Here is a 24430-nt window from a genome sequence, read left to right on the forward strand (position 1 = left end):
TGATGAAAAGAGTTGATCTAGGGTGCGTCCCATATTGCTCGGTGTTTGTTCGGCGCTATTTTTTGCCGTAACGTGTGTACTTAACCGGAGGATGGAGCTGGCAGGCGGGAACTGGGGCAAAGAGTGAAGGACGGCTGTTGCGGTGGAAGTATCATACCGATATAATTGAAAGTATTGTTACTTGGAAAGCTGGAGTATTTTAATACGTAGAGGTGGTAGTTGCAGCTTGAACAACAATGCTGAAACGGTGTTCACTTACCGTTCATATAGCCTGGCGGATACAGATTTGCTGGCAACTGACCTGGCCGCCTTGGTGACTGCCGGCACGGTAATCGGGCTGGACGGCGATTTGGGTGCAGGGAAGACGGCGTTCTCGCAGAGCTTTGCACGTCATTTGGGCGTGGAAGGGATCGTCAGCAGCCCCACTTTTACGATCATCAAGGAGTATCAGGGACGCCTTCCGCTGTATCATATGGATGTATACCGCATTTCGCTTCAGGAAGCGGATGAACTGGGACTGGATGAGTATTTTTATGGGCAGGGTGTGAGCCTGGTCGAATGGAGCAGTATAATTTCGGATTTGATGCCACCGCAGCATCTCCATATAGCGATGGAAACTTACGGGCCGGAGGAACGGCTGATTACGGTGACCGGAAGCGGGGAGCCTTACGGTGAATTATGCCGGGCTATGATCCAGAAGTGGGGTAATGAAAGATGAAGAATCAAATGGAAGAGCCGCGCAAGCGGTTTTTGGCGCTGGATACATCCACGGCTGTACTCGGAGTAGCAATAACAGAAAACGGCAAGCTGCTGCACGAGACGAATGCTTCCGGGGAACGGAACCATTCCGTGCACCTGCTGCCTATCATTGAGCAGGCACTGCAGGCCACCGGTACGACTTCCGCCATGATTGGCGGAGTCTCTGTGGGCCTGGGTCCCGGCTCTTATACCGGAACACGCATCGCTGTTACAACTGCCAAGACACTGGCCTGGGCCTGGAAAGTGCCAGTAGCCGGTATTTCCAGCCTGCAGGCGTTGGCTTGGGGCGGTTTGGCGGCAGCTTTGGGGCAGCCGGAGGGGGCAGAAGGGAATCCAATGTCCGGGACAGGCCCGGACTGGATCATTCCTCTCTTGGATGCGCGCCGAGGGCAAGCCTACACTGCACTGTTCGTTGCGGACGGTGATCGGGCGCCCCGCAGGCTTGAACCGGATGCTATCCGGCTTATGGCAGACTGGGTGCAGCACCTGGCCGACAGACTGAAGGCGGCGGCGGCAGAAGGCATGAAGCCGCGCGTGATTTGGTTTGTCGGAGAGACGCAGCTGCACGGCAGCGAAGAAACGACCTTTTTGCTGCGCGAGCTGGGACGGGTACAGGCTGTGCCCTATGAGCTGGAAGGCCGCTGGGCAGGTTATTTAGGGGAAGAACGCCTGCAAGCCGGAAGCGATGATCTGCACAGTCTAATCCCGAATTATACTCAGCTTTCGGAAGCGGAAGCCAATCTGCGCCGGAGCAGTGAAGGGAGCCTGAATCAATAATGATGGAGTCGGAGCCGGTAAAAGATCAGGGAACGGAGCTTGTGTTCCGCCTGATGAAGCTTGAGGATATTCCCGAAGTTCTGATTATTGAACGGGAAGCCTTCACGATGCCGTGGACGGAGGAAGCCTTCCGCAATGAGCTGTCCCATAATCATTTTGCAAAATATATGGTCATGGAGCTGAACGGGCATATTCTTGGTTATGCGGGAATGTGGGCTATTGTCGACGAAGCGCATGTCACCAATATTGCCTTACTTGAGGCGTACCGGGGACGTAAATGGGGAGAAAGACTGCTGGACGAGCTGATGAAGACGGCTGCTTTTTTGGGCATGAAGTCCATCACACTGGAGGTCCGGGTCTCGAATGAGGTTGCCCAGAATTTGTACCGCAAAATGGGCTTCCGTCCTGCAGGTACCCGCAAAGGTTATTATTCGGATAATCGCGAGGATGCACTGATCATGTGGGCGGATCTGCCGGAGTATGGGGAGCAAGGCATGACGGAAGGAAGCGTGGACCTGAAATGAAGATACAAACGGGTGAAGTCCAGCCTGTGCTAATACTGGCTATTGAGACCAGCTGCGATGAGACTTCCGTTGCGGTGGTAAAAGACGGCAGCGAGGTGCTCTCGAACATCATCTCAAGCCAGATCGAAACGCACCGCGCGTTCGGCGGCGTCGTGCCCGAAGTGGCATCCCGCAAGCACGTGGAGGTTATTACACTGGTGATAGAGGAAGCGCTGGCGGTGGCTGGCGTACAACCGGAACAGCTGACGGCTGTTGCGGTTACTCAGGGACCGGGTTTGGTAGGGGCGTTGCTGGTCGGTGTTGTAGCTGCCAAAAGCCTCGCGCTTGCCTGGGGCAAGCCGCTGATCGGCACGCATCATATTGCCGGGCATATCTATGCCAACCGGCTGGTAAAAGAGCTGCGATATCCGAACATGACGCTTGTCGTATCCGGCGGACATACGGAACTGGTCAGCATGCAGCGGGAAGGTGAGTTCCGGATTATCGGCCGTACCCGCGACGATGCCGTGGGCGAAGCCTATGACAAAGTTGCACGGGCACTCGGGTTTCCTTATCCCGGGGGTCCCCATGTGGACCGTTTGGCCCGCGAGGCAACCGAAGCTGTGCCGCTTCCGCGTGTCTGGCTGGAGCCGGGCTCCTATGATTTCAGCTTCAGCGGCCTGAAGTCGGCGGTGCTGAATGTGGTCAATCAGAGCAAGATGAAGGGGCTAACGCCGGATGTGGCCGGTATTGCCCGAGGCTTCCAGGAGTCAGTGGTCGAGGTACTTGTGGAGAAGGCGGTTCGTGCTGTAAAAGCAAACCAAGCCCAGCAGCTCCTGCTAAGCGGAGGCGTAGCGGCCAACAAGGGCCTGCGCGAAGCGCTGACGGCTCGCTGCGGAGCTGAGGGCATCGAGCTGATCATTCCGCCTCCGGTGTACTGCACCGATAATGCAGCTATGATCGGTGCTGCGGCTTATGTGAAATGGCGGCATGACGGCAGTACGCCGCTGGACATGGTTGCCGATCCGGGGTTCTCGCTGGAAAAATGGTCGGTAGGAGCCTATTGACATCTTTTGGAGCTGGCGGGTATAATCAGTTCAATCATTATTCATAATTTGAACAAACGCGATGAATGGAAGCAGTAAGGAACCTCCGGGATTAGAGAGCTGCGGGTAGGTGCAACGCAGTCGAAGGAGACCTGAACTCGTCCGGGAGCGGAACGGTGGAAGCAGGAGGTTCCTTGTATAGGGACATCAACCGGTGCGTAAGTTTACCGGACCTTTCGTACACCGTTACGGTTTACCTCCGTAAGAGGGTCGCCCTGCACAGCAAGGATGGAACAAGTGATTGCTCCTGGTGTGCTTGCAAAGGCGTAGAGTGGATATCGTGAGGATCAGCTAAAGCGCTGGCTGAACCGGGATATCAACAAGAGTGGTACCGCGAAGGTGAACAGCCTGTCGTCTCTTGAATGAGACGGCAGGTTTTTTTGCGTGGGTTGGCACGGAACGTATATAGAGTACATGTGATGAACGGGAGTAGTAGATGATGACGGTGAACAGAGAGCTGCGGGTTGGTGCGACGCAGTCACCGGAGGCATTGAATCTCGCCCGGGAGCAGAGCGGCGGAACAGCAGATGATATGCCGCTACGGATGTCCCCGTTACAGGACCTTCATGGAGTGCTGAGAGCCACTATGGCTTGGCAGGCATCCTGTGGGGAAGAGCTGGACGCAGCTTGAAGCTTTGCTAACATAAGAAAGCTGTGCGTCAAAAAGAGTGGTACCGCGGAGGGGTGACCCGCCGTCTCTTTAATAGAGATGGCGGGTTTTTTGTGTTATTCAGGTGGTTGCTGGCTAAAGCACCATTCTGGAAAAGCAATTGAGAGTGAAGGCTGTCGCATAAATATGCAGTCAGCTACTCTATACTTGCTGCCGGCAGCAGTGGGCGGGATATCAGGAGAGCCGCAAGTCGACGTGGGGCTCTTGCAAGAAACTTTAGGTGAGGACACAAAACTTTCAGGAGGTTTTCCATGATTATTCCGGTAAAGAAACGAATTCAGATTTTTGACACGACGCTGCGTGACGGTGAGCAGGCTCCCGGTGCAAGCCTCACTCCGGAACAAAAGATTATTCTGGCCTATAAACTGGCTGAGCTGGGCGTGGACGTGCTGGAGCCGGGGTTTCCGGTATCCAGCCCGGGGGATTTTGCCGCCGTGGAGACGATCTCCCGGAAGGTGCAAGGGGTAGAAATCTGCGGCTTCGCCCGTGCGGTCAAAGGAGACATTGATGCAGCGGTCAGGGCGACAAGGGATGCTGAGCGGCGGCGGATTCATCTGTTCATCTCCTCCTCCGATATTCATCTTCGCCATCAGCTGCGCAAGAGCCGGGCTGAAGTGGTGGCCGCCGCCCGGGAGATGACAGCTTATGCAAGGCAATTTTGCGAGGTGGTGGAATTCACTGCTATGGATGCCGCGCGGACGGGTATCGATGATTTGATCGAAATGGTGGAGGCTGTTATTGAGGAAGGCGCGACGATTATCAATCTCCCCGATACGGTAGGCTACGCGCTGCCGCAGGAATATGGCGAGATGTTCCGCCGGGTCCGGCTTGGAGCCAGGGGCGGAGATACCGTGAGCTACAGCGCTCACTGCCACAATGATTTGGGGCTTGCTGTAGCCAATAGTCTGGCCGCTATCGCCGGCGGGGCCACGCAGATTGAGGTAACGGTCAACGGTGTGGGCGAGCGCACCGGAAACTGTGCGCTGGAAGAGCTGGTGATGGCGCTGGAGACCCGGGGAGATGTGCTGGGTGCGGAAACCGGAATTGTGCTGGAAAAGCTCTATGACACCTCACGTATCATCAGCGGGGCGATGCATTTTCCGATTGCTTACAACAAACCGGTTGTCGGCAGAAATGCCTTCCAGCATGAATCAGGGATTCACCAGGATGGGCTGCTGAAGGACCGGAGCACCTATGAAATTATGGACCCGGAGCGGCTGGGCATTCCGCGAAGCATGATCATTCTGGGTAAGCACTCCGGCAGGCATGCGCTCAAGGACCGTGCGGCAAAATATGGCATTGCCCTGAGTCCCGGGGAGCTGGACGCCCTGTATGAATCCTTCAAGGAGACGGCTGACCGCCAAAAGGCTGTCAGCGATGACGAACTGCTGCGGATGGTCAGCAGCACAACCGGACAGCAGGCACAGGTCTATGAGCTGGGCGAGGTCCAGGTGCTGGCCGGCAGCGCGCCGCGACGCGTAGCCGCTGTTACGGTGCGGCATTTGAGAAGCGGTGAGGAGACGTCGCATACCAGCACCGGCGACGGGCCGCTGGAAGCCATCATTGCTGCGATTGGGCAGGGGATTGCCGAAGAGATTAACTTTACCGGACTTGAGCTGCATTCCCTCGGCAGCGGGGAGAACGCACAAGCCGAGGCGGCGGTCCTTGTGGAATGGGATGGCAATACATTTAGGGGAACGGCTATTCATCAGGATATTGTAATGGCGGCGGGGATAGCATATATCGCAGCTTGTAACTCGGCATTGCTCTCCTCCGAACAGCAGACGGAGCTGCTTCCGGAAGAAGCGGTACAGATTCCGGAGTAGCTTGCCTGACGCATGTGATCTCCAAGCAGGCGGCAGCGGCCTTTAATACCATACACAATCTACGAGTCATCTTCCCGGGCGTAGTCCCGGGAGGAGGCTCGTTTTTTTATATAGTTGCTGAATTCCAAGCATTTTTGACGGAAAAATCAGAAATAGATAACAGCAGAATCATTTGTCAAGCTGTGGACAACGTTATCCACATATTCTGTCTGAATTGTGTAAAAACCGTGTAAAATCAGCAATAACAGCATTTTTTATTGCCCGGAAAATACAGATTTACTAAGAGGCGATTTCTTGTGGTGATTGTGGATAATGTGGATAGTTCGGTGGATAAAAAGTCCTTGACAAGGAAAAACGCGATTTTACGCATAAAAAAAGGCCACACGGGCCTTTTTGTGCTATGAGTTATACACGAAAACTGTGGATAGTCTTGTGGATAACTATTTATGAACAAATCGGGAACGGTTAAAAAATATTTATTTAACGTATTTACATTATTCGTCAGCAAGGTTTTCCCATTCGCTAAATAAATTTCCAAGCTGTTCTTTTTTGAGCTTCAAATCACCTTCATGCTCTTGAAGTGCCATATAATCCTGAAAAACCTCGGGTTTGGTCATTTCATTCTCAATCCTGGCGATGGTCTCCTCAAGCTCAGCAATGTTCTCTTCGAGTTCCGAAATCCGCCGCTGGCGGTTCCGTTCCTCCCGTTTGGCCTGCTTTTCCGCTTCATAGGAAAGGGCAGTGCCTTTTTCTGCTGCCTGAGTCTCCGTATTGGCGTTTTTGGAGGTCTTGGCAGAGGCCAGCTCCGCTTCTTCCAGGGCAATAGCTTCGAGCTCTTTCTTTTTCTCGATATAATCGTCATAATTGCCCAAATATTGATCAATCCCGCCCGGATGAAGCTCCAGTACGCGTTCGGCCATTTTGTTCAGGAAATAACGGTCATGAGAGATGAAGAGCAGGGTACCTTCAAAATCAATCAGCGCCGACTCCAGCACCTCGCGGCTCACCAGATCCAGATGGTTGGTAGGCTCATCGAGAATGAGCATATTGGCACTGCGCAGCATGAGCTTGGACAGCGCCACACGCGCTTTTTCACCGCCGCTCAGTGCGGCAACCTTCTTCAGGACATCTTCGCCGCTGAAGAGGAAATTACCAAGAATGGTGCGGATCCGTGCCTCCTCCAGCATCGGGTATTCGCTCCACAGCTCTTCCAGCACAGTATTGCGCGGATTAAGCCGTGTCTGTTCCTGATCATAGTAAGCTATTTTTACTTTGGTTCCCCAATTGACGGTGCCTGCAGAGGGCTCACGCGTACCGGTCATACACTGCAGCAATGTGGATTTACCGATACCATTCGGGCCAATCAAGGCTGCCGTTTCACCCCGGCGCAGCTCAAAAGAGGCGTTCCGGAACAGCGGCGCTGCATCTTTATTAAAAGCTACTGCGACATCCCGCACTTGAAGCACCTCTTTGCCGGACATGAAGTCTGGTTCGAAGGAGAAACTGGCTTTTTTCAAATCACCAAGCGGCTTATCAATACGGTCCATCTTGTCGAGTGCTTTGCGCCGGCTCTGCGCCCGTTTGGTTGTGGAGGCGCGCACGATATTGCGCTGCACGAATTCCTCCATCCGCGAAATCTCGTCCTGCTGCTTCTCGTACTGCTTCAGCCGGATCTCATATTCTGCAGCTTTCAGATCCATATAGCGGCTATAGTTGCCTGTATATCTCCGGGACTGGTGTCGTTCGATCTCGACGATTGTAGTCACCAGGCGGTCAAGAAAATAACGGTCATGGGAGACGACCAGAATGCCTCCGGCATAGCTGCGCAGATAATCCTCCAGCCAGGTGAGTGTTTCGATGTCGAGATGGTTGGTCGGTTCATCCAGCATCAGCAGATCCGGAGCCTGAAGCAGAATGCGGGCCAGCGCCAGCCGGGTTTTCTGACCGCCGCTTAGCGTGGCAATCGGCGTATCAGGCGAGAACTCCCCGAAGCCCATCCCATGCAGCACACTGCGGATGCGCGTGTTCATCTCATAGCCGCCATGATCCTTGAACCAATCCGAGCGTCTGGCGTAACGTTCCAGCAGATCCTCATAACGCTTTGGATCATCTGCCAGCTTCGGATCGGCAATATCTGCCTCCAACTGCCGCAGTTCCGCTTCCGCTTCGATCAGCGGGGCGAATACGGCCAGCATCTCTTCTTGAATAGTCTTGTCGGACTGCAGCCCGCTATTCTGGGCCAGGTAACCGATAGTGGTTTCCTTGGATTTATGAATCTGCCCGCTGTCAAAGGACATTTCACCTGCGAGAATCTGTAGGAAAGTGGACTTGCCGGCCCCGTTCACACCGACCAAGCCTACCCGTTCCTTCTCGTTCACCTGCAGGCTGATGCCGTCCAGCACGCTCTGTACTCCGTATGATTTTGTAATTCCTGTCGCTTGAAGAAGCATACCGATGAAACCTCCACCCTTGCATATTTCACCACGGCGTCTAAGCCGGGGCTGTATAAAAACCTTATTCTATAGTTTACATGAAAAGCGATTGCTGCGCGAGGGGAGGTGCGGTTTGGCATAGCTGTATTCTCCCGGGCAAGTGATCTCTCCCCCGGCAATGGCTACATCATAGGATAGGGAATTCAGACCTCTGACGGTTCCTATAACAGTGTAATAAGTGCAACCTTGGCGAACCGGGGGGAAGAGTGGTAAACTGAGTTTACAAACTATGATAAGCTAGGATATAACCAAAGGGAGGCGGCTGCCTATGACAGGCAACGGTGCGCTGCTTGCCGGACTCAAACGGAATCTTCGTGCAGAGCGAGCTGCAGTCCGTGATGGGATTGCTTCAGACGTACGGGACTTTAAGTCCGCTCAGGTCTGCAGATATGCACACGAGTGGCTGCAAAAGGAAAAGGCCGCTTCACTGCTCGCCTATGTTCCATTCCGTTCGGAGCTGGACTGCCGTGCGCTAATTGCGGAGGCTTGGGCACATGGCCGGGAGGTGCTGTTGCCCCGTGTCTTGTCTGAAGCCGAAACGATAAGCTTTCATCCGGTAAGCTCCTGGGAAGAGCTTGCACCGGGAGCTTACGGTATTCTGGAGCCATTGGCCAGCACAGGGAATGAGCAGGAGAAGGGAACGCTCCGGCTTCCGGATGTAGTCTTTGTACCGGGGCTGGCTTTTGACCGGCAGGGCGGACGTCTTGGCTATGGAAGAGGTTATTATGACCGGTTGCGGGCTTCCTGGCAGCAGGGGTCCACGCTTGCTCGAAAGCCTCCGGTTTGGATCGGTTTGGCATTCAGCCAACAACTGGTTCCTGAAGTACCAATGGATGATCATGATGCCTTTATGGACATGCTGATTACGGAAGATGGCATCATTCACTGCCGGAAGGAGAATAAACCATGGAGTTAAGCCATTTCAATGAGCAGGGCAGAGCGCGCATGGTGGATGTGAGCGACAAGGAGATTACCAAACGGACAGCGGCTGCGCGCAGCAGTGTCGGGATGGCCCCCGGAACGCTCACAGCGATCAAGGCAGGCCGGATCGGCAAAGGCGATGTACTGGCCGTTGCCCAGGTTGCCGGAATCATGGCGGCCAAAAAAACTGCAGACTGGATTCCCATGTGCCATCCGCTGCCGCTGACCGGTATTGATATCCGCTTCTGGGATAACAACGAAGACCAGCTATATATAGAAGCAACCGTCAAGACAACAGGAAAGACCGGAGTCGAGATGGAAGCGCTGACCGCCGTTTCGGCAGCCGCGCTGACCGTATACGATATGTGCAAGGCGCTGCAGAAGGATATGATTATCGGACCTACACTGCTGGTACAGAAGAGTGGAGGCAAAACCGGAGATTATGCGCTGGAGGAAACAGAACAGCAAGATGCAGGTCAAAGCGCTGATTAAAGGCCGTGAATGCGGCCGTCTATACATAGAATAGTGAGAAGGAGGGACAACCTATGGCGTGGAAAACAGCAATCCTGACGGCCAGCGATAAAGGGGCCAGAGGCGAACGGGAAGACACGAGCGCCCAGGTTATTCGGGAACTGGTGGAAGAGGAGCTAGGTGGCGAGATCGTTGAATACCGGATCGTACCGGATGAACAGGATGAGATTATTGCTGCTCTGATTGAATTAACGGATTATTTCCAGGCCGATTTGGTGCTGACTACCGGTGGCACCGATCTTGCGATTCGTGATGTTACACCTGAGGCGACCCGGCGTGTCATTGAGCGGGAGGTGCCCGGGCTCTCGGAAGCCATGCGGAGCACGGTCATGCAGAAGAACCGGGCGGTTATGCTGTTCCGGGGAATTTGCGGCATACGTGGAAGAACTCTAATCGTGAACCTGCCGGGTACGCCCAAGGGGGTACATGAGAACCTGGCGGCAATTATGGACCAGCTGCCGGAAGCGTTGCTCATGGTAACTGGCCAATACCGGCAATAATGTTTTTTCCTCCGGTCGTGTCACCAAGAATCGTCAGAGATCACTGATGGATGTGTGACATAAGTTATGGTATTATTAATTTATATTAACAATATCATGAACGGACAGAATGAGAAGGAGGAATAACACATGCTAAGTGGTATTGGTGCTCCCGGGATTATTTTACTGGTTATACTGGCACTGCTGCTCTTTGGTCCTAACAAGCTTCCTGAACTGGGACGTGCCGTCGGACGTACCTTCCGTGAGTTTAAGGATGGGGCGCGGGAAATTATCAGTGATCCGGAACCTGTGAAGAAAAGCGAAGCTCCGGCCGCGGCAGCCCCGCAGACGATGGCAGCAGAACTTCCGCAGGACAGACGTCTGCCGGAATAATACTATTTTTCACGCAGGGGCGTTTCTCTCAGTGCTGTTTAGACTGGGCGGCGCTCTTTTTTTGAAAGACAAGAAATAATATGTTTCACGCTATAAATGGTCCTTCTCTTTCTAGCTGGAACGGATGCCTGAAAGCGATGTGTAGTATCGCGGCTTCAATCCCTTATTATTCATACATAGTCATCGGGTGGTGTCAGTCATGTCTCAGGAAGCGGAAGAAATGTCAGTGGTGGATCATTTAACCGAACTGCGCAAGCGGATTATCTATGTGCTTATTGTATTTGTGGCCGGCCTGATTGCAGGGTTATTCGTGGCCAAACCGATCTATCTCTATCTGATTCACGCCGATCAGGCTCAAGGTTTTGTGCTACATGCGTTTTCCTTCTGGGACGGCATCGGAATGTACATGAAAATCGCCATGGCTGTATCGCTGGCCGTGTCTGTGCCGTTCATCGTCTATCAGCTATGGGCATTTATCAGCCCAGGCCTCCGGCCGGTGGAGCGGAGTGCGGCTTTGCGCTACGTCCCTTACGTCTTTATCCTTTTTATTCTGGGCATCGCGTTCGCCTACTATATTGTGTTCCCGATGGCGCTGTCCTTCACCATTACGATTACCCGCAGCATGGGGCTGGAGGAGACCTACGGCATTGCCCAGTATTTCAGCTTTTTATTCAGTCTGGTCATTCCGCTGGCGCTGCTGTTCGAGCTCCCGCTTGTGGTCATGTTCCTGACCAAGCTGAGGATTCTTAATCCGCTGCGTCTGCGTAAAATGCGCCGGTACGCTTATTTTGCACTCGTCTTTATTGCTGTGGTCATCACACCGCCGGATTTCATTTCGGACTTTCTCGTGACGATCCCCCTCCTGATCCTGTATGAATTCAGCGTGTTCCTGTCCGCCTTCGTCTATCGCAAGCAACTGGCCATGGACGATGAGCTGGAAGCGAGATATGTTAGGGAAGAGGAGTCCAGGTAGGGGACTTGGCCGCACCTAGGGAACTGCACCCGGGCACGGCCATAGTCTGGGCTGAATTCTCCCCTCACAAAAGTGGCATATTTTGCCCTCCGGTGGATAGAATGTAAGAGAGTATGGGCCGGACAACCCCTCTGACCATATTTTTCCGCAAAAGCTGGATGATTTTACGTAAAAGACTTGAAATCCGTCTTCAAGTTGAGTATCATAAAAATTGTTGTTAGCACTACAGAGGGTTGAGTGCTAACGCTGATGAAAAACAAGGAAATCGCCGGTATCTGCCGCGCTGAGAATCCTATTTTTCATAACTGCCGCTGAAACGCCTAAGCTTCACGGTATCCCAGTTATGTTTTCAAGGTAAACAACATATTTCAAAGGAGGCTATTTTTTCATGATCAAACCACTAGGTGAACGCGTATTGGTAGAACCAAGCGAGCAAGAGCAAACCACTTCTTTCGGGATTGTGCTTCCGGACTCCTCCAAAGAGAAGCCGCAAGAAGGTACAATTATCGCTGTAGGCAGCGGTGTCCTGAAAGACGGAGTACGTGTGCCGCTGGAAGTTAAGGAAGGCGACCGCGTGCTGTTCTCGAAATATGCCGGAACTGAAATTAAATACGAAGGCAAAGAATATTTGATTATGAAGGAAAGCGACATTCACGCGATTCTCGACTAATCGGATAGCCTTTCATAAGTGATAACCGAATATACTTACCAAACAAGCCTATGCTTTCGAAGCAAGTTTTGCACGATGTGTAGACGATGAAGTACAGCTCACAAAACTTTTAGGAGGTTAACAACACAATGGCAAAAGAAATTAAATTCAGTGAAGATGCCCGCCGCGCAATGCTGCGTGGGGTTGATGCTTTGGCAAATGCTGTAAAGGTTACACTTGGACCAAAAGGCCGCAACGTGGTGCTGGAGAAGAAATTCGGCAGCCCGCTCATCACTAACGATGGTGTAACTATCGCTAAGGAAATCGAACTGGAAGATGCTTTTGAGAACATGGGCGCACAGCTCGTCAAAGAAGTAGCTACCAAGACTAACGATGTAGCCGGTGACGGTACTACAACTGCAACCGTTCTGGCTCAAGCCATGATCCGCGAAGGTCTGAAGAACGTTACTGCAGGCGCTAACCCAATGGTTATGCGTAAAGGTATCGACAAAGCGGTTAAAGCTGCTGTAGCTGAGCTGCAAAAGATCGCAAAACCAATTGAAGATTCCCAGTCTATCGCACAAGTAGCTGCTATCTCCGCTGCTGACGACGAAGTGGGCCAACTGATTGCTGAAGCTATGGAAAAAGTGGGCAAAGACGGTGTTATCACCGTTGAAGAATCCCGTGGCTTCCTTACTGAGCTTGAAGTGGTAGAAGGCATGCAGTTCGACCGCGGTTACATTTCCCCGTACATGATTACAGATACGGACAAAATGGAAGCTGTTCTGGAGAACCCGTACATCCTGATCACCGACAAAAAGATCAGCAGCACACAGGAAATCCTGCCATTGCTCGAAAAGATCGTACAGCAGGCACGTCCGCTGGTAATCATCGCTGAAGATATCGAAGGCGAAGCTCAAGCCATGCTGATCGTGAACAAACTGCGCGGAACCTTCAACGCTGTAGCTGTCAAAGCTCCTGGCTTCGGCGACCGTCGTGAAGCTATGCTGCAGGACATCGCTGCTCTGACAGGCGGCCAAGTGATCACTGAGAAGCTCGGTCTGGACCTGAAGAGCACTACTGTGGAACAACTGGGTAATGCCCGTCAAGTACGTGTAACCAAAGAAAACACTACTATCGTAGACGGCAGTGGCGACAAAGCGGACATCAATGCACGCGTAAGCCAAATCCGTTCCCAACTGGAAGAAACTACTTCCGAGTTCGACAAAGAAAAACTGCAAGAACGTCTGGCTAAATTGGCTGGCGGCGTAGCCGTTGTCAAAGTTGGCGCTGCAACTGAAACTGAATTGAAAGAGCGCAAACTGCGCATCGAAGACGCCCTGAACGCAACCCGCGCTGCGGTTGAAGAAGGTATCGTTTCCGGTGGTGGTACAGCTCTTATAAACGTATATGCTGCTGTAGCTGCTGTTGTAGCTGAAGGCGACGAAAGAACTGGCGTTAACCTCGTGCTGCGCGCGCTCGAAGAGCCAGTCCGTACTATCGCTACTAACGCTGGTCAAGAAGGATCCGTTATCGTGGACCGCTTGAAAAAAGAAGCTGTAGGTATCGGCTACAACGCTGCTACCGATGAGTGGGTGAACATGTTCGAAGCAGGGATCGTTGACCCTGCCAAAGTAACCCGTTACGCGCTGCAGAACGCAGCATCCGTAGCTGCAATGTTCCTGACTACCGAAGCGGTTATCGCTGACAAGCCAGAGCCTGAAAAAGGCGGCGGTATGCCGGATATGGGCGGCATGGGCGGTATGGGCGGCATGATGTAATGAAGTCATTATCGAAGTAATTCGATGATGATCAACCATTGCATGACCTCATAGTGTAAAAATGAGAGACCTTACAAGAGTTCATTGAACTTTTGGGAGGTCTCTCATTATTTTTGATAAACAAGTTATCGGAACTGGAGTTCTATTTAGGTGCTTCAATCTAACTCTTGATCTAAAAGAGGTTGTACTAAACGACGCACTTCGTCAGTTGATGTGGTATTCATTAGTTGGTCTCTTAGTTCGCCTGCGCCTCTAAATTCACGAACATAGATTTTGAAATAGCGAAGAAGTGGTCTAAATGAACGTGGCAGGGTTTCTGTTGAATATTTATCGTGAAGATCCAACTGCAAAAGAAGTAAATTGAGAAAATCCTTCGCGCTATGTTCTTTAGATTCTTTCTCAAAAGCAAACGGATTGGTGAAAATGCCGCGGCCAATCATGACACCATCAACGCCGTATTGTTCTACTAATTGTAATCCTGTTGCGCGGTCGGGAATATCTCCATTAATGGTTAACAACGTATTTGGAGCAATTTCATCGCGTAATTTTTTTATATCAGGAATTAGTTCCCAGTGTGCATCTACTTTACTCTTCTCTTTTTTTGTACGAAGGTGAATGGAAAGATTCGCAATATCTTGTTTCAATATATGTCCTAACCAATCGCGCCACTCGTCAATATTAGAGTAACCCAATCTTGTTTTCACACTAACCGGCAATCCACCTGCTTTTGCTGCTTGAATAATTTCTGCTGCAACTTCAGGATGGCGTATTAATCCTGCCCCTTTTCCACTGGATGCGGCGTTTTGTACTGGGCATCCCATGTTTATATCGATACCACGAAAACCAAGTTTTTTCATATCCATACTCATCTGTTCAAAAAGTGCAGGTTTATTGCCCCAAATATGAGCGACAATCGGTTGCTCATCATCTGTGAACATTAATCGGCCACCTACATTTTCTTTTCCAACAGGGTGACAATAATTTTCTGTACTTGTGAATTCCGTGAAAAATACGTCAGGTGTTGCAGCTTCTCTAATGACCTGACGAAATACAATATCTGTGACATCTTCCATTGGAGCTAATATAAAAAACGGCTTTGGTAGATCCATCCAAAAGTTTGATTCCATCTGTTATCTTCTCCTGTTGCAACATATAAAAACGATATAATCTATAGCAAAGTCTTTTACCCATCATACATAGTATCATTATTTTTCGTTTGATGCACAGAATCAATTGTGTGAGCGACAGACACATTGGAGTGTGATTTGGCGTGAGAGTGATATAGATTCCAATCCTGCAACCTGTCGAAAACACATGCAAACAGTGTGGTAGTACAGGCGGTATGATGTAAGACAACGAAAACCCCCTTGCGCCAGCAGGGGGGGTTTCGTTGTCTTACGCATCAGCAATGAGAGGTTTTATATTCGTACTCCGAACTTTTGAGAAGCCTCTTTTTTATTTGTTTTTGTGGTTTACATATTGACTGATTTAAGAAAATAAGTATTCGTCTTTTTGTCCACTTCAAAATTTAAAAAAACACTGAATGAAGATATGAAGAAACCGGGCAAATCTATTTCATAGCACAACGTAGTATAGTCTCCGTCTTTTTCAGTCCAGGTTGAATCCATTTTAACATCATTAAGTGTTGCATTCTTTAAAATACCCGCATATTTCGTAATAATCGCACTATCATTGAGTTTGATATCCGCGGTAATTGCTTTGGCTATACTGTCCTTCGATCTTTTTTTGTAGCCCATATCATAGTCATTTAAATCATCAATCACATATTTATCAACCAAAGCATTAATGCCAGAGTTTGATCCAGAGGTTAAAGCATTTCCGTAAGCTTGGATAAAAGCCAACGCTACGGGTTTATATTTTTCACTTGAAGCTGAGAGATCATGATTGGCAGGCAGCGAGAGCACTCCATTTGGGAGGTTACTTTGCTGAGGTGCTGGTGCTGGTGCTGGTGCTGGTGCTGGTGCTGGTGCTGGTGCTGGTGCTGGTGCTGGTACTGGTACTGGTACTGGTACTGGTACTGCTGGTGTAGTTGTTGCAGTTGTAGTTGGCGAAGCGTCGTTGTAAGGTTCTCCGGCATTGTCACCGCCCGTGGTTGTAATGGCAACTGTTTTGCTGCTGCCGTTCCATAGGACATTCGCATTCATTGCTTCACCTACTGCCTTTGCGGGAAGGTAGGTAGAACCATTGTAGACGAGAGGCGAAATTTTATTTCCATTAGCATCTTTAGGTGTCCAGGAAGCCCCATTTACAGTGAATTTAATAGTACTATTCAGGTAAGCCTGGACTACGGAAACCCCGTTGGAAGCGTAGACCCCAACCGCCCCACATAGTAATCCGGTAACCAAAATGGAAGAGACAAACACTTTTTTCGAAATAGTCATTAAAATTAATCCTCCTAAATTATTATATGGATATTTCCTATGTACATAAAACCCCAATAAATTTAATATATCCTTTTCCTTTCCATATATTTGTAGTACCTAAGTATTATCGACAGCTATAATCTTTTTCTTTAGGAAGATTTTACATGGTTTCCATTCGGTCCAGACCTATTAAATGTGCAGTAAATTTTGTCCTATAAGCTTGATACATAAAAAAGCCGCCGGTAATTCCGACGGCTTTTCCCTAATTAGACGTCCCCGGTAGGGGGGCTATTTACTTTCTGGCCTTAATGGAGAGATTTATCGTCTTCCGCCAGATAATGATCTTCAAGCTCAATGAATTCAGCTGATCGATGTACGGCTATCATGCCGTGATAACTGATATCGAGTCCGATGTCTTCCTCTTCCTCGCTGGAACGGACATGGACCAGCTTCCCGATCAGCTTCAGACCACACCAGGTAGTTGCAAATCCCCAGGCAGCCAATGTAACCAGACCAAGAGTCTGTACCCCTAGCTGATGCCAGCCGCCGCCATAGAGCAGTCCACCATCGGTGGCGAACAAGCCTACAGCTATGGTCCCCCAAGCGCCAGATACGGCATGTACCGGAAAGGCACCCACTGGGTCATCTATGCGGCGGGCTTCCAGCCAGTTGGTAGCTGCCATCATGAGCAGACCGGAGACGGCGCCGATCAGGATAGCTGCACCGTCACTCACAAACGCACAGCCGGCAGTAATACCGACCAGACCGGCGAGGGAGCCGTTGATCACTGAGGGTGCATCTGATCGCTGGTAGCGGAATAAGGTGTAGATCAGTGTGATGCCGCCGCCTGCTGCTGCCGAGAGCATGGTAGCAATTGCGATGTGTCCAATCCTGACATCAGTAGCACTTAAGGTGCTTCCTGCGTTAAAGCCGAACCAGCCGAACCAGAGCAGGAAAGCTCCGACTGAAGCTAACGGCAGATTGCTTGGCAGGGCAACCGTACTGTTCCCGGCCTGATTAAACTTGCCTTTTCTAGGGCCGATCACGATTGCTGCCGCCAGTGCCGAGAATCCTCCAAGGGCATGTATGACGGCTGAACCTGCGAAGTCCTGCAGGCCCAGTTGGTTCAGCCAGCCGCCGCCCCAGGCCCAATGCCCACCCAGGGGATAGATCAGGCCGGTCATTAATATGACGTACAGCAGATAGGCGCGGAAGTTGATCCGTTCGGCAACCGCACCCGATACGATGGAAATAACAGCGATAGTAAATGCCGCCTGGAACAGCCAGAAGGTATCAATCGAGATGGTGAAATGGAGATTGGAGAGATCACCGCCAAGCAGGAATCCGCTCGTGCCCACCAAACCACCGGCGTCTTTACCGTACATGAGCCCAAATCCGAAAATATAAAAAATCAGCGTTCCTATGGTGATATCGGCGAATACTTTCATGATGATGTTCACACTGTTCTTATACCTTACAAAACCGGCTTCCAGCAGGGCAAAACCGCCCTCCATCAGCAAAATCATAGCGGCGCTCAATACGACCCAAATCGTATCTACTCCACCGCCAAGCGACTCCAGCGTCACATTCATTTCTATAGTGCCTCCATACCCCTAATGGTTTTGATTTCACGTATGATCTCTGGTGAGAGCGGGATCTCTTCCGTTGCCGGATGGTTTTCTAGAAGGAGTAGAACCTGATCTAGCTCTAGAATGTCTCTTTTAATGCTGTTTATTCGTTTGAACCGGTCTTTTACATGAACGATATATTCTACGGCTGTGTGATGGCTGGCCGGGTGTCCGGCAAACCATTTGCGGATCGGGGAGAGCGATTGGTACATTGCCTCTTCGGCCCGTCTTTTTTGTTCATATTTGTTGATTTTATCCTTAATCCCCTCGATTTCATCCTCTTTCTTGATCTTGAGGCGTACGATGAGGTCTTTTACTTCCTCTGCAGATAGACGATAAACAACATTATGGTAAACTTCATCTACAATAATCATGTTAGATCTCCTTACATGAAAAGTCATAGACTGATTATAGGGACAATATATTTACAAGTCAATAGGTTTTTGTACCAGGCGGCATGTCAATCCAGTAATGTACTATACGGGGATTGCAAGACCCTCTATTATATAGAGTACAAGACGAACGATCAGCAGGAAGATAGGTGAAAGGATGATGGTTATGACCTACTCGCAGAGGTTGGGCAGCTCAGGAGATGCCTCCGATATTCTCTATCTGGAACAGCAGATTGCAGTAGCCAAGCAGGTGATAAAGCGGGCCGAAGCTGCAGGACATAAGGAAGCGCTGGAGGAAGCGATGAACAAGCTTGCGGAACTGGAAACTGAACTGGATGAGCTTGAGAATTAAGGGAGTAGATTACGCCGATTAATTTGCCTGTAAAAAAAGCCGTACTGTAAGGTCTTAAGACCTGTAGTACGGCTTTGCTTATGAGTGTTAGTAACGAGGGTACTTACATCCGTTTTAAATGCCTCCCAAAAGCATACATGACCCATAAATGAGCTTTGGCCTGCGTGTATTTGTACAGAAACCAGGGCAGTGAGGGCAAATAATCATGAATCGCAATGATGCATTCCTGTGAACCGGGAAGCTGGAGGAATTCCAGCCTTCTGAGAAACCCAGAGGCGCGACAGGTTAATAGTCAGAAACGGAATATCGACTAATTTCCGTTTCTTGTGCATGACCTCTGCCGTCTGGATCATCATTTCTTTGCAGGTCATGCTGTCAGGTCCGCCAACATCAATGGCCCGGTTGTACAGTTCCGTGCTCCCAATGCTTACTGTCAATGCCCGCAGGACATCAGACAGTGCAATGGGGTGGGTCTTAGTGCGCGTCCATGTCCGCGAAGTTTGCCTGTGTCAGCTTCGCTGTCGGCATCATGGAGTGGACCAGATAGATGGCATAGTCAACCCCTTGTAATGCTTTTTCCGCAGAGGATATGGAGAACAGCTCACAGGAACGCCATTCCACATGGCTGTTGTCTTCCTTCTGGTCTCCGTGCCTGGATAACGCGATCACATCATATTCCAGAGTCAGCTGCTCCAGCAGGTTATGTCCGATATATCCGCTCGCTCCGGTTAAGGCGATTTTGAGCCTGTTGCCTGAGCTTTCTGTATTCGTTTCAATTGTATGCATGGGCATTGCCTCCTGTTGTGCGAACGTAATCGGACGATAAGCAAATAAAGCCGTGCTTTCCAGTACCCGTTTACGCTAAAGTTCAACCTCTTGCAGGTTCCATAAGGCACTAGCGCTATGTGGTCTTTCAATGCCAAACAGTACCCACTCGATCTGAAAGATACCATCTTCATATGAAATATCCAGCAGGCCATTCAGAGCTTCTATGGTTTTTTTGATATTTTTGAGCCCGATGCCATGTGATCTGTGATCGGCCTTCGTCGAACGGATATCGCCGAAAGGACCGGTCTGAACGGTATGGGCATACGGGTTGCGGATTCGTACAAACAGGCTGTCGTTCAAATAATGCATATGTACGGTGATCTGCCGCTCTGGCTCCGGTTCTGTTATTCCCTGGCAGGCCTCTATAGCATTATCCAGGGCGTTGCCGAGAATCACGCAAAGAGCTGCAGTGTCCAGCGTAAGTTGTGGGGGGATGGTCAGCTCCAGGAAGAAAGAAATACCATGGCGGGCAGCATTCTGGATTTTGTAATTTAGCATCGAGTCAACGACCAGGTTTCCGGTATTGCAGCTGTAAGCGTCGGGTTCGAGCCGGCCGAGCAGGGTATCCAGCTCCTGAGCTGTTGCGTCTGGTTCACCGGAATCCAGTTTTACACGCAAGCCCAGCAGGATATGCTTGAAATCGTGCTGAAACTTGAAGCTGTCCTCCTGCATGCTCTGGATCATGTGATATTGATTGAGATAATAGATGTTTTGCTGTTCGAGCAGGAGACGTTTGCTGCGCTCGGATTGGGCGTGCATGATACGGTCACTAAGGACATAAATGAGCAGATTGATGGCCAGCAGCAAAGAGGGAATCACCGGGAATAGCTGCGGGTAGCTCCGAAAAAACAGGTTGTTGGACAGCTGGAGCAGTGTTGTAATGCTCAGCAGCGGACACAGAAACAGAAGGCACCAGTACCACCCGGCAAGAGTACCACTTCCGTCTCCTTTGGTAACCCGCAACAAAACGAAGACGAGCAGGAGCATCAGCAGCTTGGAGAAGACCAGGTTTACCAGATAACCCACGTCTGAGAAGGCGAAGGGAATCACTGTATCGTTGAGAAAAAGAAGTGCAGCTATGAATAGCGCACTATACCCCTTCCATTTACGCTCTCCTGCATACAGCAGCGATAACAGAAGGATTAGGCCGGTGTTCACAGTGATCATCAGGATATCCGCCAGTGGACTGTAATGCAAGAGCATATGGCAGGCGGCATACAGGACGTAGAGCAGGATTAGGCGGCTTCTCCGTTCTATCCGGCAGACAAAGCATCGGCTGAAGAAATAATGAAGAATACCGGGGATCAGAAGGAAAGAGATCAGATATAGCAGTTCCTCGCACAGGATGGTATTCAGGCAAGACTCCCCCTAAAGCTTAAGTAAGCCTTCCGCACGGGAATGCTGTTCTTCTCGCTGACCGGAAGCTCATCGCCAGTAATCAGCCCGATTTTTCGGGCGCTTATCTCCTTTACACTATAAAAGTTAACGATGTAGGACTGATGAATGCGGATAAAATAACGGGCAGGCAGCTTCTGCGCTTCTTCGCCCAAAGTGCCGTAATACTGGATCTCCCCGTCCCTGGTCATCAGGGAAATACGCCGGATGCGGCTCTCCAGATAGTGAATGTCCCGGAACGGAATCAGCAGTTCTTTTCCTTTCTGCTGTACCGGCAGGAAATGTTGCTTGCCCTGCTGGCGGATGCGGATCGCTTTTTGCACAGCAGGGATCAACTTGTTCATGAAAGGCTCCGTCAGGACAGGTTTTTTAATGAAACCGGAAGGCTGCACGTCGAACAGCTTCAGATGATACTGCTCGTAGCTGGAGATATAAATGAGCTGTGCAGGATCATTGGCATCATCCGCACGCAGCGCATGCCCTACCGCAATGCCATCCATTCCCCGCATCTCAATGTCCATAAAAATAATATCAAATACGCTTCCGCACTCCATAGCCTGAACAAACCGTTCGCCCGAATAGTAGACAGTAACTTCTATCTTTTCGGAAAAACGCTCTAGGTTGTCCAGAATCAGTCTCTCCACCAGTCCCGCAGCGCGCGGATCATCGTCACAAATGGCGATATGGATCATACGTTCACTCACTTTCCATATGTATCGTTCTATTATACATTTATTCCCTATATACGACAGTAACTCTCGTAAAATGAACAGGCAGAAGATGAGGGCGAACCGCACATGTTATGGTCATTCCAGATGATTATCTAGATAAATCGATAAAGGAGTGTTCCGGTTGAAATTAGCGGTTTTTGAGGCAAAGGATGTAACCAAACGATACAGCTCAGGCTTCGTCCTGCAGGGGCTGGATATGACGATTATGGCAGGGGATATCTACGGATTCGTCGGCGAGAATGGTGCGGGAAAAACAACGTTGATGAAAATCATTGGCGGCCTCGTGCAGCCGACGGGCGGCGAGATTACCCTTTTCGGACAGCGTGGGAAAAAGGAGTTGCGTGTGGCTAGGCGGGGGGTTGGGTTTCTGATTGAAATGCCGGCCCTGTATCCGCATATGAGTGCTGAAGAGAATTTGAAGTTTTATTGCCATGTTCTAGGCATCAGGAACCCCCAACGAATTGATGAAGTGCTGCAGGCTGTGGCCTTAACGGATGCCGGAAATAAAAAAGCCTCGGACTATTCGCTAGGTATGCGGCAACGTCTCGGATTGGCCATTGCTCTTCTGGGAAGTCCGCAGCTGCTTGTACTGGATGAGCCCATTAACGGACTTGATCCTGCAGGTATTGTGGATATGAGACATATTCTGGAGCGGCTCGTGAAGGAACAGGGCGTAACTGTATTGATCTCCAGCCATATTCTCAGTGAGCTGCAACTGCTTGCGACCCAATATGGATTTATCCATAAAGGACGGCTCCTCAAAGAGATTTCTGCCGCTGATTTGCTGCGATCCGCCCAGACCCTGCTCTGTATTTCCACTCCGAATGCGGAAAGTGCCGCTGCACTACTTAAGCAAAGGCTCCAAATCGCAGACATTACCGTCAATGCCCCTGGAGAGTTGCGGATTCCCAAAGCCAGCGTGGATCTGGAGCGGCTGATGGCTGTGTTTTTGCAGGAAGGAATTCCTGTGGAAGGGTTCAATATGTCTGCGCCAAATCTGGAGCATTATTATATGGATTTGATTGGAGGCGGAGAACGATGAAGGATTTCCTGAGGGCGGAGGTTTATTTTTTGCGGAAAGATGTGGCGTTTAAGAGCATTACGGTGTTGTTTGCGCTCGCCAGTCTTGGGCTGGCCGTGGCCCTTGGCAGAATAGGAGGATATGCATTAAGCAGTCCCATAGAGCCGTTGCGGACGGCGGTGTCTTTCTCCATATTCCTCTATTTCATCATTCCGATGTTCATATGTTTTTTTATCACGGAAGGGTTTGAATATGGCTCGGTACAGAATATTATCGCTTTGGGGCAGAGCAGACAGGGGTATATTCTAGGGAAATATCTGCTAGGGGTGGTGGTCATTCTGTGGTGGCTGCTTCAATTTTTTGGATTATTTCTAATCGTGTATCTGTCTGCGGCGCTGATTACCGGCTCACCCGTCGGTCATGAGACAACCGCTGAGGATATTAGTACCGCTATGCGGGCTGTCGGGTTAAACATCCTGTATCTGGCAGCTTATTCCGCTGTTGTGATGATGCTGGGAGTGATGATACGAAAAGCGGCTTCCGCCATAGTAGCAACTCTTTTCTTCGTGTTCGGAAATTTTCTGCTTACGGGTTACCTTCAGGGAACGTCTTCGGCATTCCTTCGGCTACTGTCCGATCATGCTCTAATGACGCAGATTATGAAATTCTCCGGGATGTATGTAGAGAACTCACAAGTCATTCTCTTGACGGGTACAAGTGATTACGTTCGTGCGGTGCTGACTCCGGTCATTGTAATCATTGTTTGTCTAACAGCCGCACTGCTGTCTTTGGAAAAAAGAGATATTCATATATAATAGGGAAAATTCGCGATAGAAGGTGTGCCGCTTGAACGAAAAGAACGGAACGGAGCTTGCCACCTTTGCAGGAGGCTGCTTTTGGTGTATGATCAAGCCCTTTGACGAGCTGCCGGGCATTGTCTCACTGGTATCCGGGTATACGGGTGGTCACACGGTTAATCCGACTTATGAGGAAGTGGGTACGGAAACGACGGGGCATGTGGAGGCTGTGCAGATAACATTTGAGCCGGCTGTGTTTCCGTATGAGCGGCTGCTGGACATTTATTGGCAGCTGATTAATCCGACGGACAAGGGCGGGCAATTCATGGACCGGGGATATTCCTACCGGACGGCAATCTTTGTGCATAATGATGAACAGCGGAAAAAGGCGGAGGCGTCCAGGACGGCGCTCCAGGCGAGTAAAAGATTCAAGGACCCGATTGTGACGGAGATTCTTCCCGCTGCTCCATTTTACACGGCTGAGGCTATGCATCAGAATTATTATAAAACCCATCCCTTGGATTATAAGCTCTATTTGAAGGGCTCGGGCCGGGACGAATTCCTGGAGCAGCACTGGAACAGCCGTGAGGATCAAAAACGCCTGAAGAGCCAGCTCACCCGGCTGCAATATGAGGTCACTCAGCATAAGGCGATAGAGCCGCCGTATGAGAATGAGTATTGGAACGAATTCCGTGACGGCGTTTATGTGGATGTGATCAGCGGCGACCCGCTGTTTAGCTCGGCGGACAAATTTGATTCCGCCACCGGCTGGCCCAGCTTCACTGGTCCGATTGCCGAAGGGCTGATATGGCGTGAAGCTGACTATAGCGGCGGTGAGGTCCGGACGGCACTGCGCAGCAGGCTGAGCGGAGCCTATCTGGGTCATTTGTTCTTCGATGGGCCGGAGCCGGCGAAGCAGCACTACCGGGTTAACTCTGCCGCGCTCCGGTTCATCCCGAAGGAAGAGCTGGAGGCGAATGGTCTGGAGCGGTATCTGGAGCTGTTAAGATGATCGTAGTAATTAACGCAAGGGTGATTAGTG

At 50.6% G+C, this 24430-nt stretch carries 25 protein-coding genes and 1 other annotated feature; of the genes, 16 read left to right on the plus strand and 9 right to left on the minus strand.

Annotated features, from left to right (window positions below; translation table 11 throughout):
• Positions 1–226: 226 nt before the first annotated feature.
• From tsaE to A3848_RS01185, 5 genes are all read left to right on the plus strand, one after another.
• Positions 227–718 (plus strand): tRNA (adenosine(37)-N6)-threonylcarbamoyltransferase complex ATPase subunit type 1 TsaE, encoded by a 492-nt coding sequence (tsaE, locus tag A3848_RS01160; protein WP_074083114.1) that lies wholly within the window; start codon positions 227–229, stop codon positions 716–718.
• Entirely contained in the window at positions 715–1536 is an 822-nt protein-coding gene (tsaB, locus tag A3848_RS01165; protein ID WP_074083115.1) for a tRNA (adenosine(37)-N6)-threonylcarbamoyltransferase complex dimerization subunit type 1 TsaB, read from the plus strand. Before tsaE ends, tsaB begins: the two co-directional genes overlap by 4 nt.
• Positions 1536–2060 (plus strand): ribosomal protein S18-alanine N-acetyltransferase, encoded by a 525-nt coding sequence (gene rimI / locus A3848_RS01170; protein WP_083607010.1) that lies wholly within the window; start codon positions 1536–1538, stop codon positions 2058–2060. Before tsaB ends, rimI begins: the two co-directional genes overlap by 1 nt.
• Positions 2057–3106 (plus strand): tRNA (adenosine(37)-N6)-threonylcarbamoyltransferase complex transferase subunit TsaD, encoded by a 1050-nt coding sequence (gene tsaD / locus A3848_RS01175; RefSeq protein WP_074083116.1) that lies wholly within the window; start codon positions 2057–2059, stop codon positions 3104–3106. The genes rimI and tsaD overlap by 4 nt, the downstream gene beginning before the upstream one ends.
• A 449-nt stretch (positions 3107–3555) precedes the next feature.
• Positions 3556–3848, plus strand: a binding site (T-box leader).
• A 218-nt stretch (positions 3849–4066) separates the two neighbouring features.
• Positions 4067–5641, plus strand: a complete 1575-nt coding sequence (locus tag A3848_RS01185; RefSeq protein ID WP_074083118.1) for a 2-isopropylmalate synthase — start codon at positions 4067–4069, stop codon at positions 5639–5641.
• A gap of 494 nt (positions 5642–6135) precedes the next feature.
• On the opposite strand, the gene A3848_RS01190 is transcribed toward A3848_RS01185, so the two are convergent.
• On the minus strand, positions 6136–8091 hold the full coding sequence (locus A3848_RS01190) for an ABC-F family ATP-binding cassette domain-containing protein (RefSeq protein WP_074083119.1): 1956 nt from the start codon (positions 8089–8091) through the stop codon (positions 6136–6138).
• 310 nt (positions 8092–8401) lie between these two features.
• Here A3848_RS01190 and A3848_RS01195 point away from each other — a divergent pair, with 310 nt between their 5' ends.
• The 7 genes from A3848_RS01195 to groL all read left to right on the plus strand — a co-directional run bounded on the left by A3848_RS01195 (position 8402) and on the right by groL (position 13860).
• A complete protein-coding gene (locus tag A3848_RS01195; RefSeq protein ID WP_074083120.1) occupies positions 8402–9049 on the plus strand; it encodes a 5-formyltetrahydrofolate cyclo-ligase in 648 nt (215 codons plus the stop codon).
• Entirely contained in the window at positions 9040–9546 is a 507-nt protein-coding gene (gene moaC / locus A3848_RS01200) for a cyclic pyranopterin monophosphate synthase MoaC (RefSeq protein ID WP_074083121.1), read from the plus strand. The genes A3848_RS01195 and moaC overlap by 10 nt, the downstream gene beginning before the upstream one ends.
• A gap of 53 nt (positions 9547–9599) precedes the next feature.
• Positions 9600–10085, plus strand: a complete 486-nt coding sequence (locus A3848_RS01205; RefSeq protein ID WP_020429419.1) for a MogA/MoaB family molybdenum cofactor biosynthesis protein — start codon at positions 9600–9602, stop codon at positions 10083–10085.
• A 129-nt stretch (positions 10086–10214) separates the two neighbouring features.
• Positions 10215–10457 carry a twin-arginine translocase TatA/TatE family subunit gene (gene tatA, locus A3848_RS01210; protein WP_074083122.1) on the plus strand — a complete coding sequence of 81 codons (243 nt, stop codon included), beginning with the start codon at positions 10215–10217 and terminating at the stop codon, positions 10455–10457.
• Between the two features lie 199 nt (positions 10458–10656).
• Positions 10657–11430, plus strand: coding sequence for a twin-arginine translocase subunit TatC (gene tatC, locus A3848_RS01215; protein ID WP_074083123.1), 774 nt, complete (start codon positions 10657–10659; stop codon positions 11428–11430).
• Between the two features lie 388 nt (positions 11431–11818).
• Entirely contained in the window at positions 11819–12100 is a 282-nt protein-coding gene (groES, locus tag A3848_RS01220) for a co-chaperone GroES (RefSeq protein ID WP_074083124.1), read from the plus strand.
• A 128-nt stretch (positions 12101–12228) separates the two neighbouring features.
• A complete protein-coding gene (gene groL / locus A3848_RS01225; protein ID WP_074083125.1) occupies positions 12229–13860 on the plus strand; it encodes a chaperonin GroEL in 1632 nt (543 codons plus the stop codon).
• A gap of 155 nt (positions 13861–14015) precedes the next feature.
• Here the strand turns inward: groL and A3848_RS01230 are convergent, their stop codons facing one another.
• The 4 genes from A3848_RS01230 to A3848_RS01250 form a co-directional block, all read right to left on the minus strand.
• A complete protein-coding gene (locus A3848_RS01230; RefSeq protein ID WP_074083126.1) occupies positions 14016–14987 on the minus strand; it encodes a tRNA dihydrouridine synthase in 972 nt (323 codons plus the stop codon).
• Between the two features lie 345 nt (positions 14988–15332).
• Positions 15333–16262, minus strand: a complete 930-nt coding sequence (locus A3848_RS31145; RefSeq protein WP_083611837.1) for a stalk domain-containing protein — start codon at positions 16260–16262, stop codon at positions 15333–15335.
• Positions 16263–16549: 287 nt separating this feature from the next.
• Complete coding sequence (locus A3848_RS01245; RefSeq protein WP_371916029.1) at positions 16550–17836, minus strand: ammonium transporter; 1287 nt, start codon at positions 17834–17836, stop codon at positions 16550–16552.
• Between the two features lie 2 nt (positions 17837–17838).
• Positions 17839–18246: a hypothetical protein gene (locus A3848_RS01250; protein WP_074083127.1), complete on the minus strand. Its 408-nt coding sequence runs from the start codon at positions 18244–18246 to the stop codon at positions 17839–17841.
• A gap of 184 nt (positions 18247–18430) precedes the next feature.
• Here A3848_RS01250 and A3848_RS01255 point away from each other — a divergent pair, with 184 nt between their 5' ends.
• Positions 18431–18616 carry a hypothetical protein gene (locus A3848_RS01255; protein ID WP_143192316.1) on the plus strand — a complete coding sequence of 62 codons (186 nt, stop codon included), beginning with the start codon at positions 18431–18433 and terminating at the stop codon, positions 18614–18616.
• Between the two features lie 203 nt (positions 18617–18819).
• On the opposite strand, the gene A3848_RS33270 is transcribed toward A3848_RS01255, so the two are convergent.
• The 4 genes from A3848_RS33270 to A3848_RS01275 all read right to left on the minus strand — a co-directional run bounded on the left by A3848_RS33270 (position 18820) and on the right by A3848_RS01275 (position 21543).
• Positions 18820–19053 carry a Rossmann-fold NAD(P)-binding domain-containing protein gene (locus A3848_RS33270; protein ID WP_074083129.1) on the minus strand — a complete coding sequence of 78 codons (234 nt, stop codon included), beginning with the start codon at positions 19051–19053 and terminating at the stop codon, positions 18820–18822.
• A gap of 37 nt (positions 19054–19090) precedes the next feature.
• Positions 19091–19402, minus strand: coding sequence for an NAD-dependent epimerase/dehydratase family protein (locus tag A3848_RS33275; RefSeq protein ID WP_074083130.1), 312 nt, complete (start codon positions 19400–19402; stop codon positions 19091–19093).
• 75 nt (positions 19403–19477) lie between these two features.
• Entirely contained in the window at positions 19478–20611 is a 1134-nt protein-coding gene (locus A3848_RS01270; protein WP_074083131.1) for an ATP-binding protein, read from the minus strand.
• Between the two features lie 185 nt (positions 20612–20796).
• Positions 20797–21543: a LytR/AlgR family response regulator transcription factor gene (locus A3848_RS01275; RefSeq protein WP_143192317.1), complete on the minus strand. Its 747-nt coding sequence runs from the start codon at positions 21541–21543 to the stop codon at positions 20797–20799.
• A 148-nt stretch (positions 21544–21691) separates the two neighbouring features.
• Between A3848_RS01275 and A3848_RS01280 the strand changes: the two genes are divergently transcribed.
• From A3848_RS01280 to msrA, 3 genes are read left to right on the plus strand one after another with little or no spacing between them, the layout of a single operon-like run.
• Positions 21692–22612, plus strand: coding sequence for an ABC transporter ATP-binding protein (locus tag A3848_RS01280; protein ID WP_074083133.1), 921 nt, complete (start codon positions 21692–21694; stop codon positions 22610–22612).
• The gene (locus tag A3848_RS01285) at positions 22609–23406 is read left to right on the plus strand and encodes an ABC transporter permease (protein WP_074083134.1); all 798 of its coding nucleotides are present in this window, start codon (positions 22609–22611) and stop codon (positions 23404–23406) included. The genes A3848_RS01280 and A3848_RS01285 overlap by 4 nt, the downstream gene beginning before the upstream one ends.
• Before the next feature lie 31 nt (positions 23407–23437).
• The gene (gene msrA / locus A3848_RS01290; RefSeq protein ID WP_074083135.1) at positions 23438–24400 is read left to right on the plus strand and encodes a peptide-methionine (S)-S-oxide reductase MsrA; all 963 of its coding nucleotides are present in this window, start codon (positions 23438–23440) and stop codon (positions 24398–24400) included.
• Positions 24401–24430: the final 30 nt, after the last annotated feature.

Source organism: Paenibacillus sp. P32E, assembly GCF_001909085.1.
GTDB classification, from domain to species: Bacteria; Bacillota; Bacilli; order Paenibacillales; family Paenibacillaceae; genus Paenibacillus_AQ; species Paenibacillus_AQ helianthi.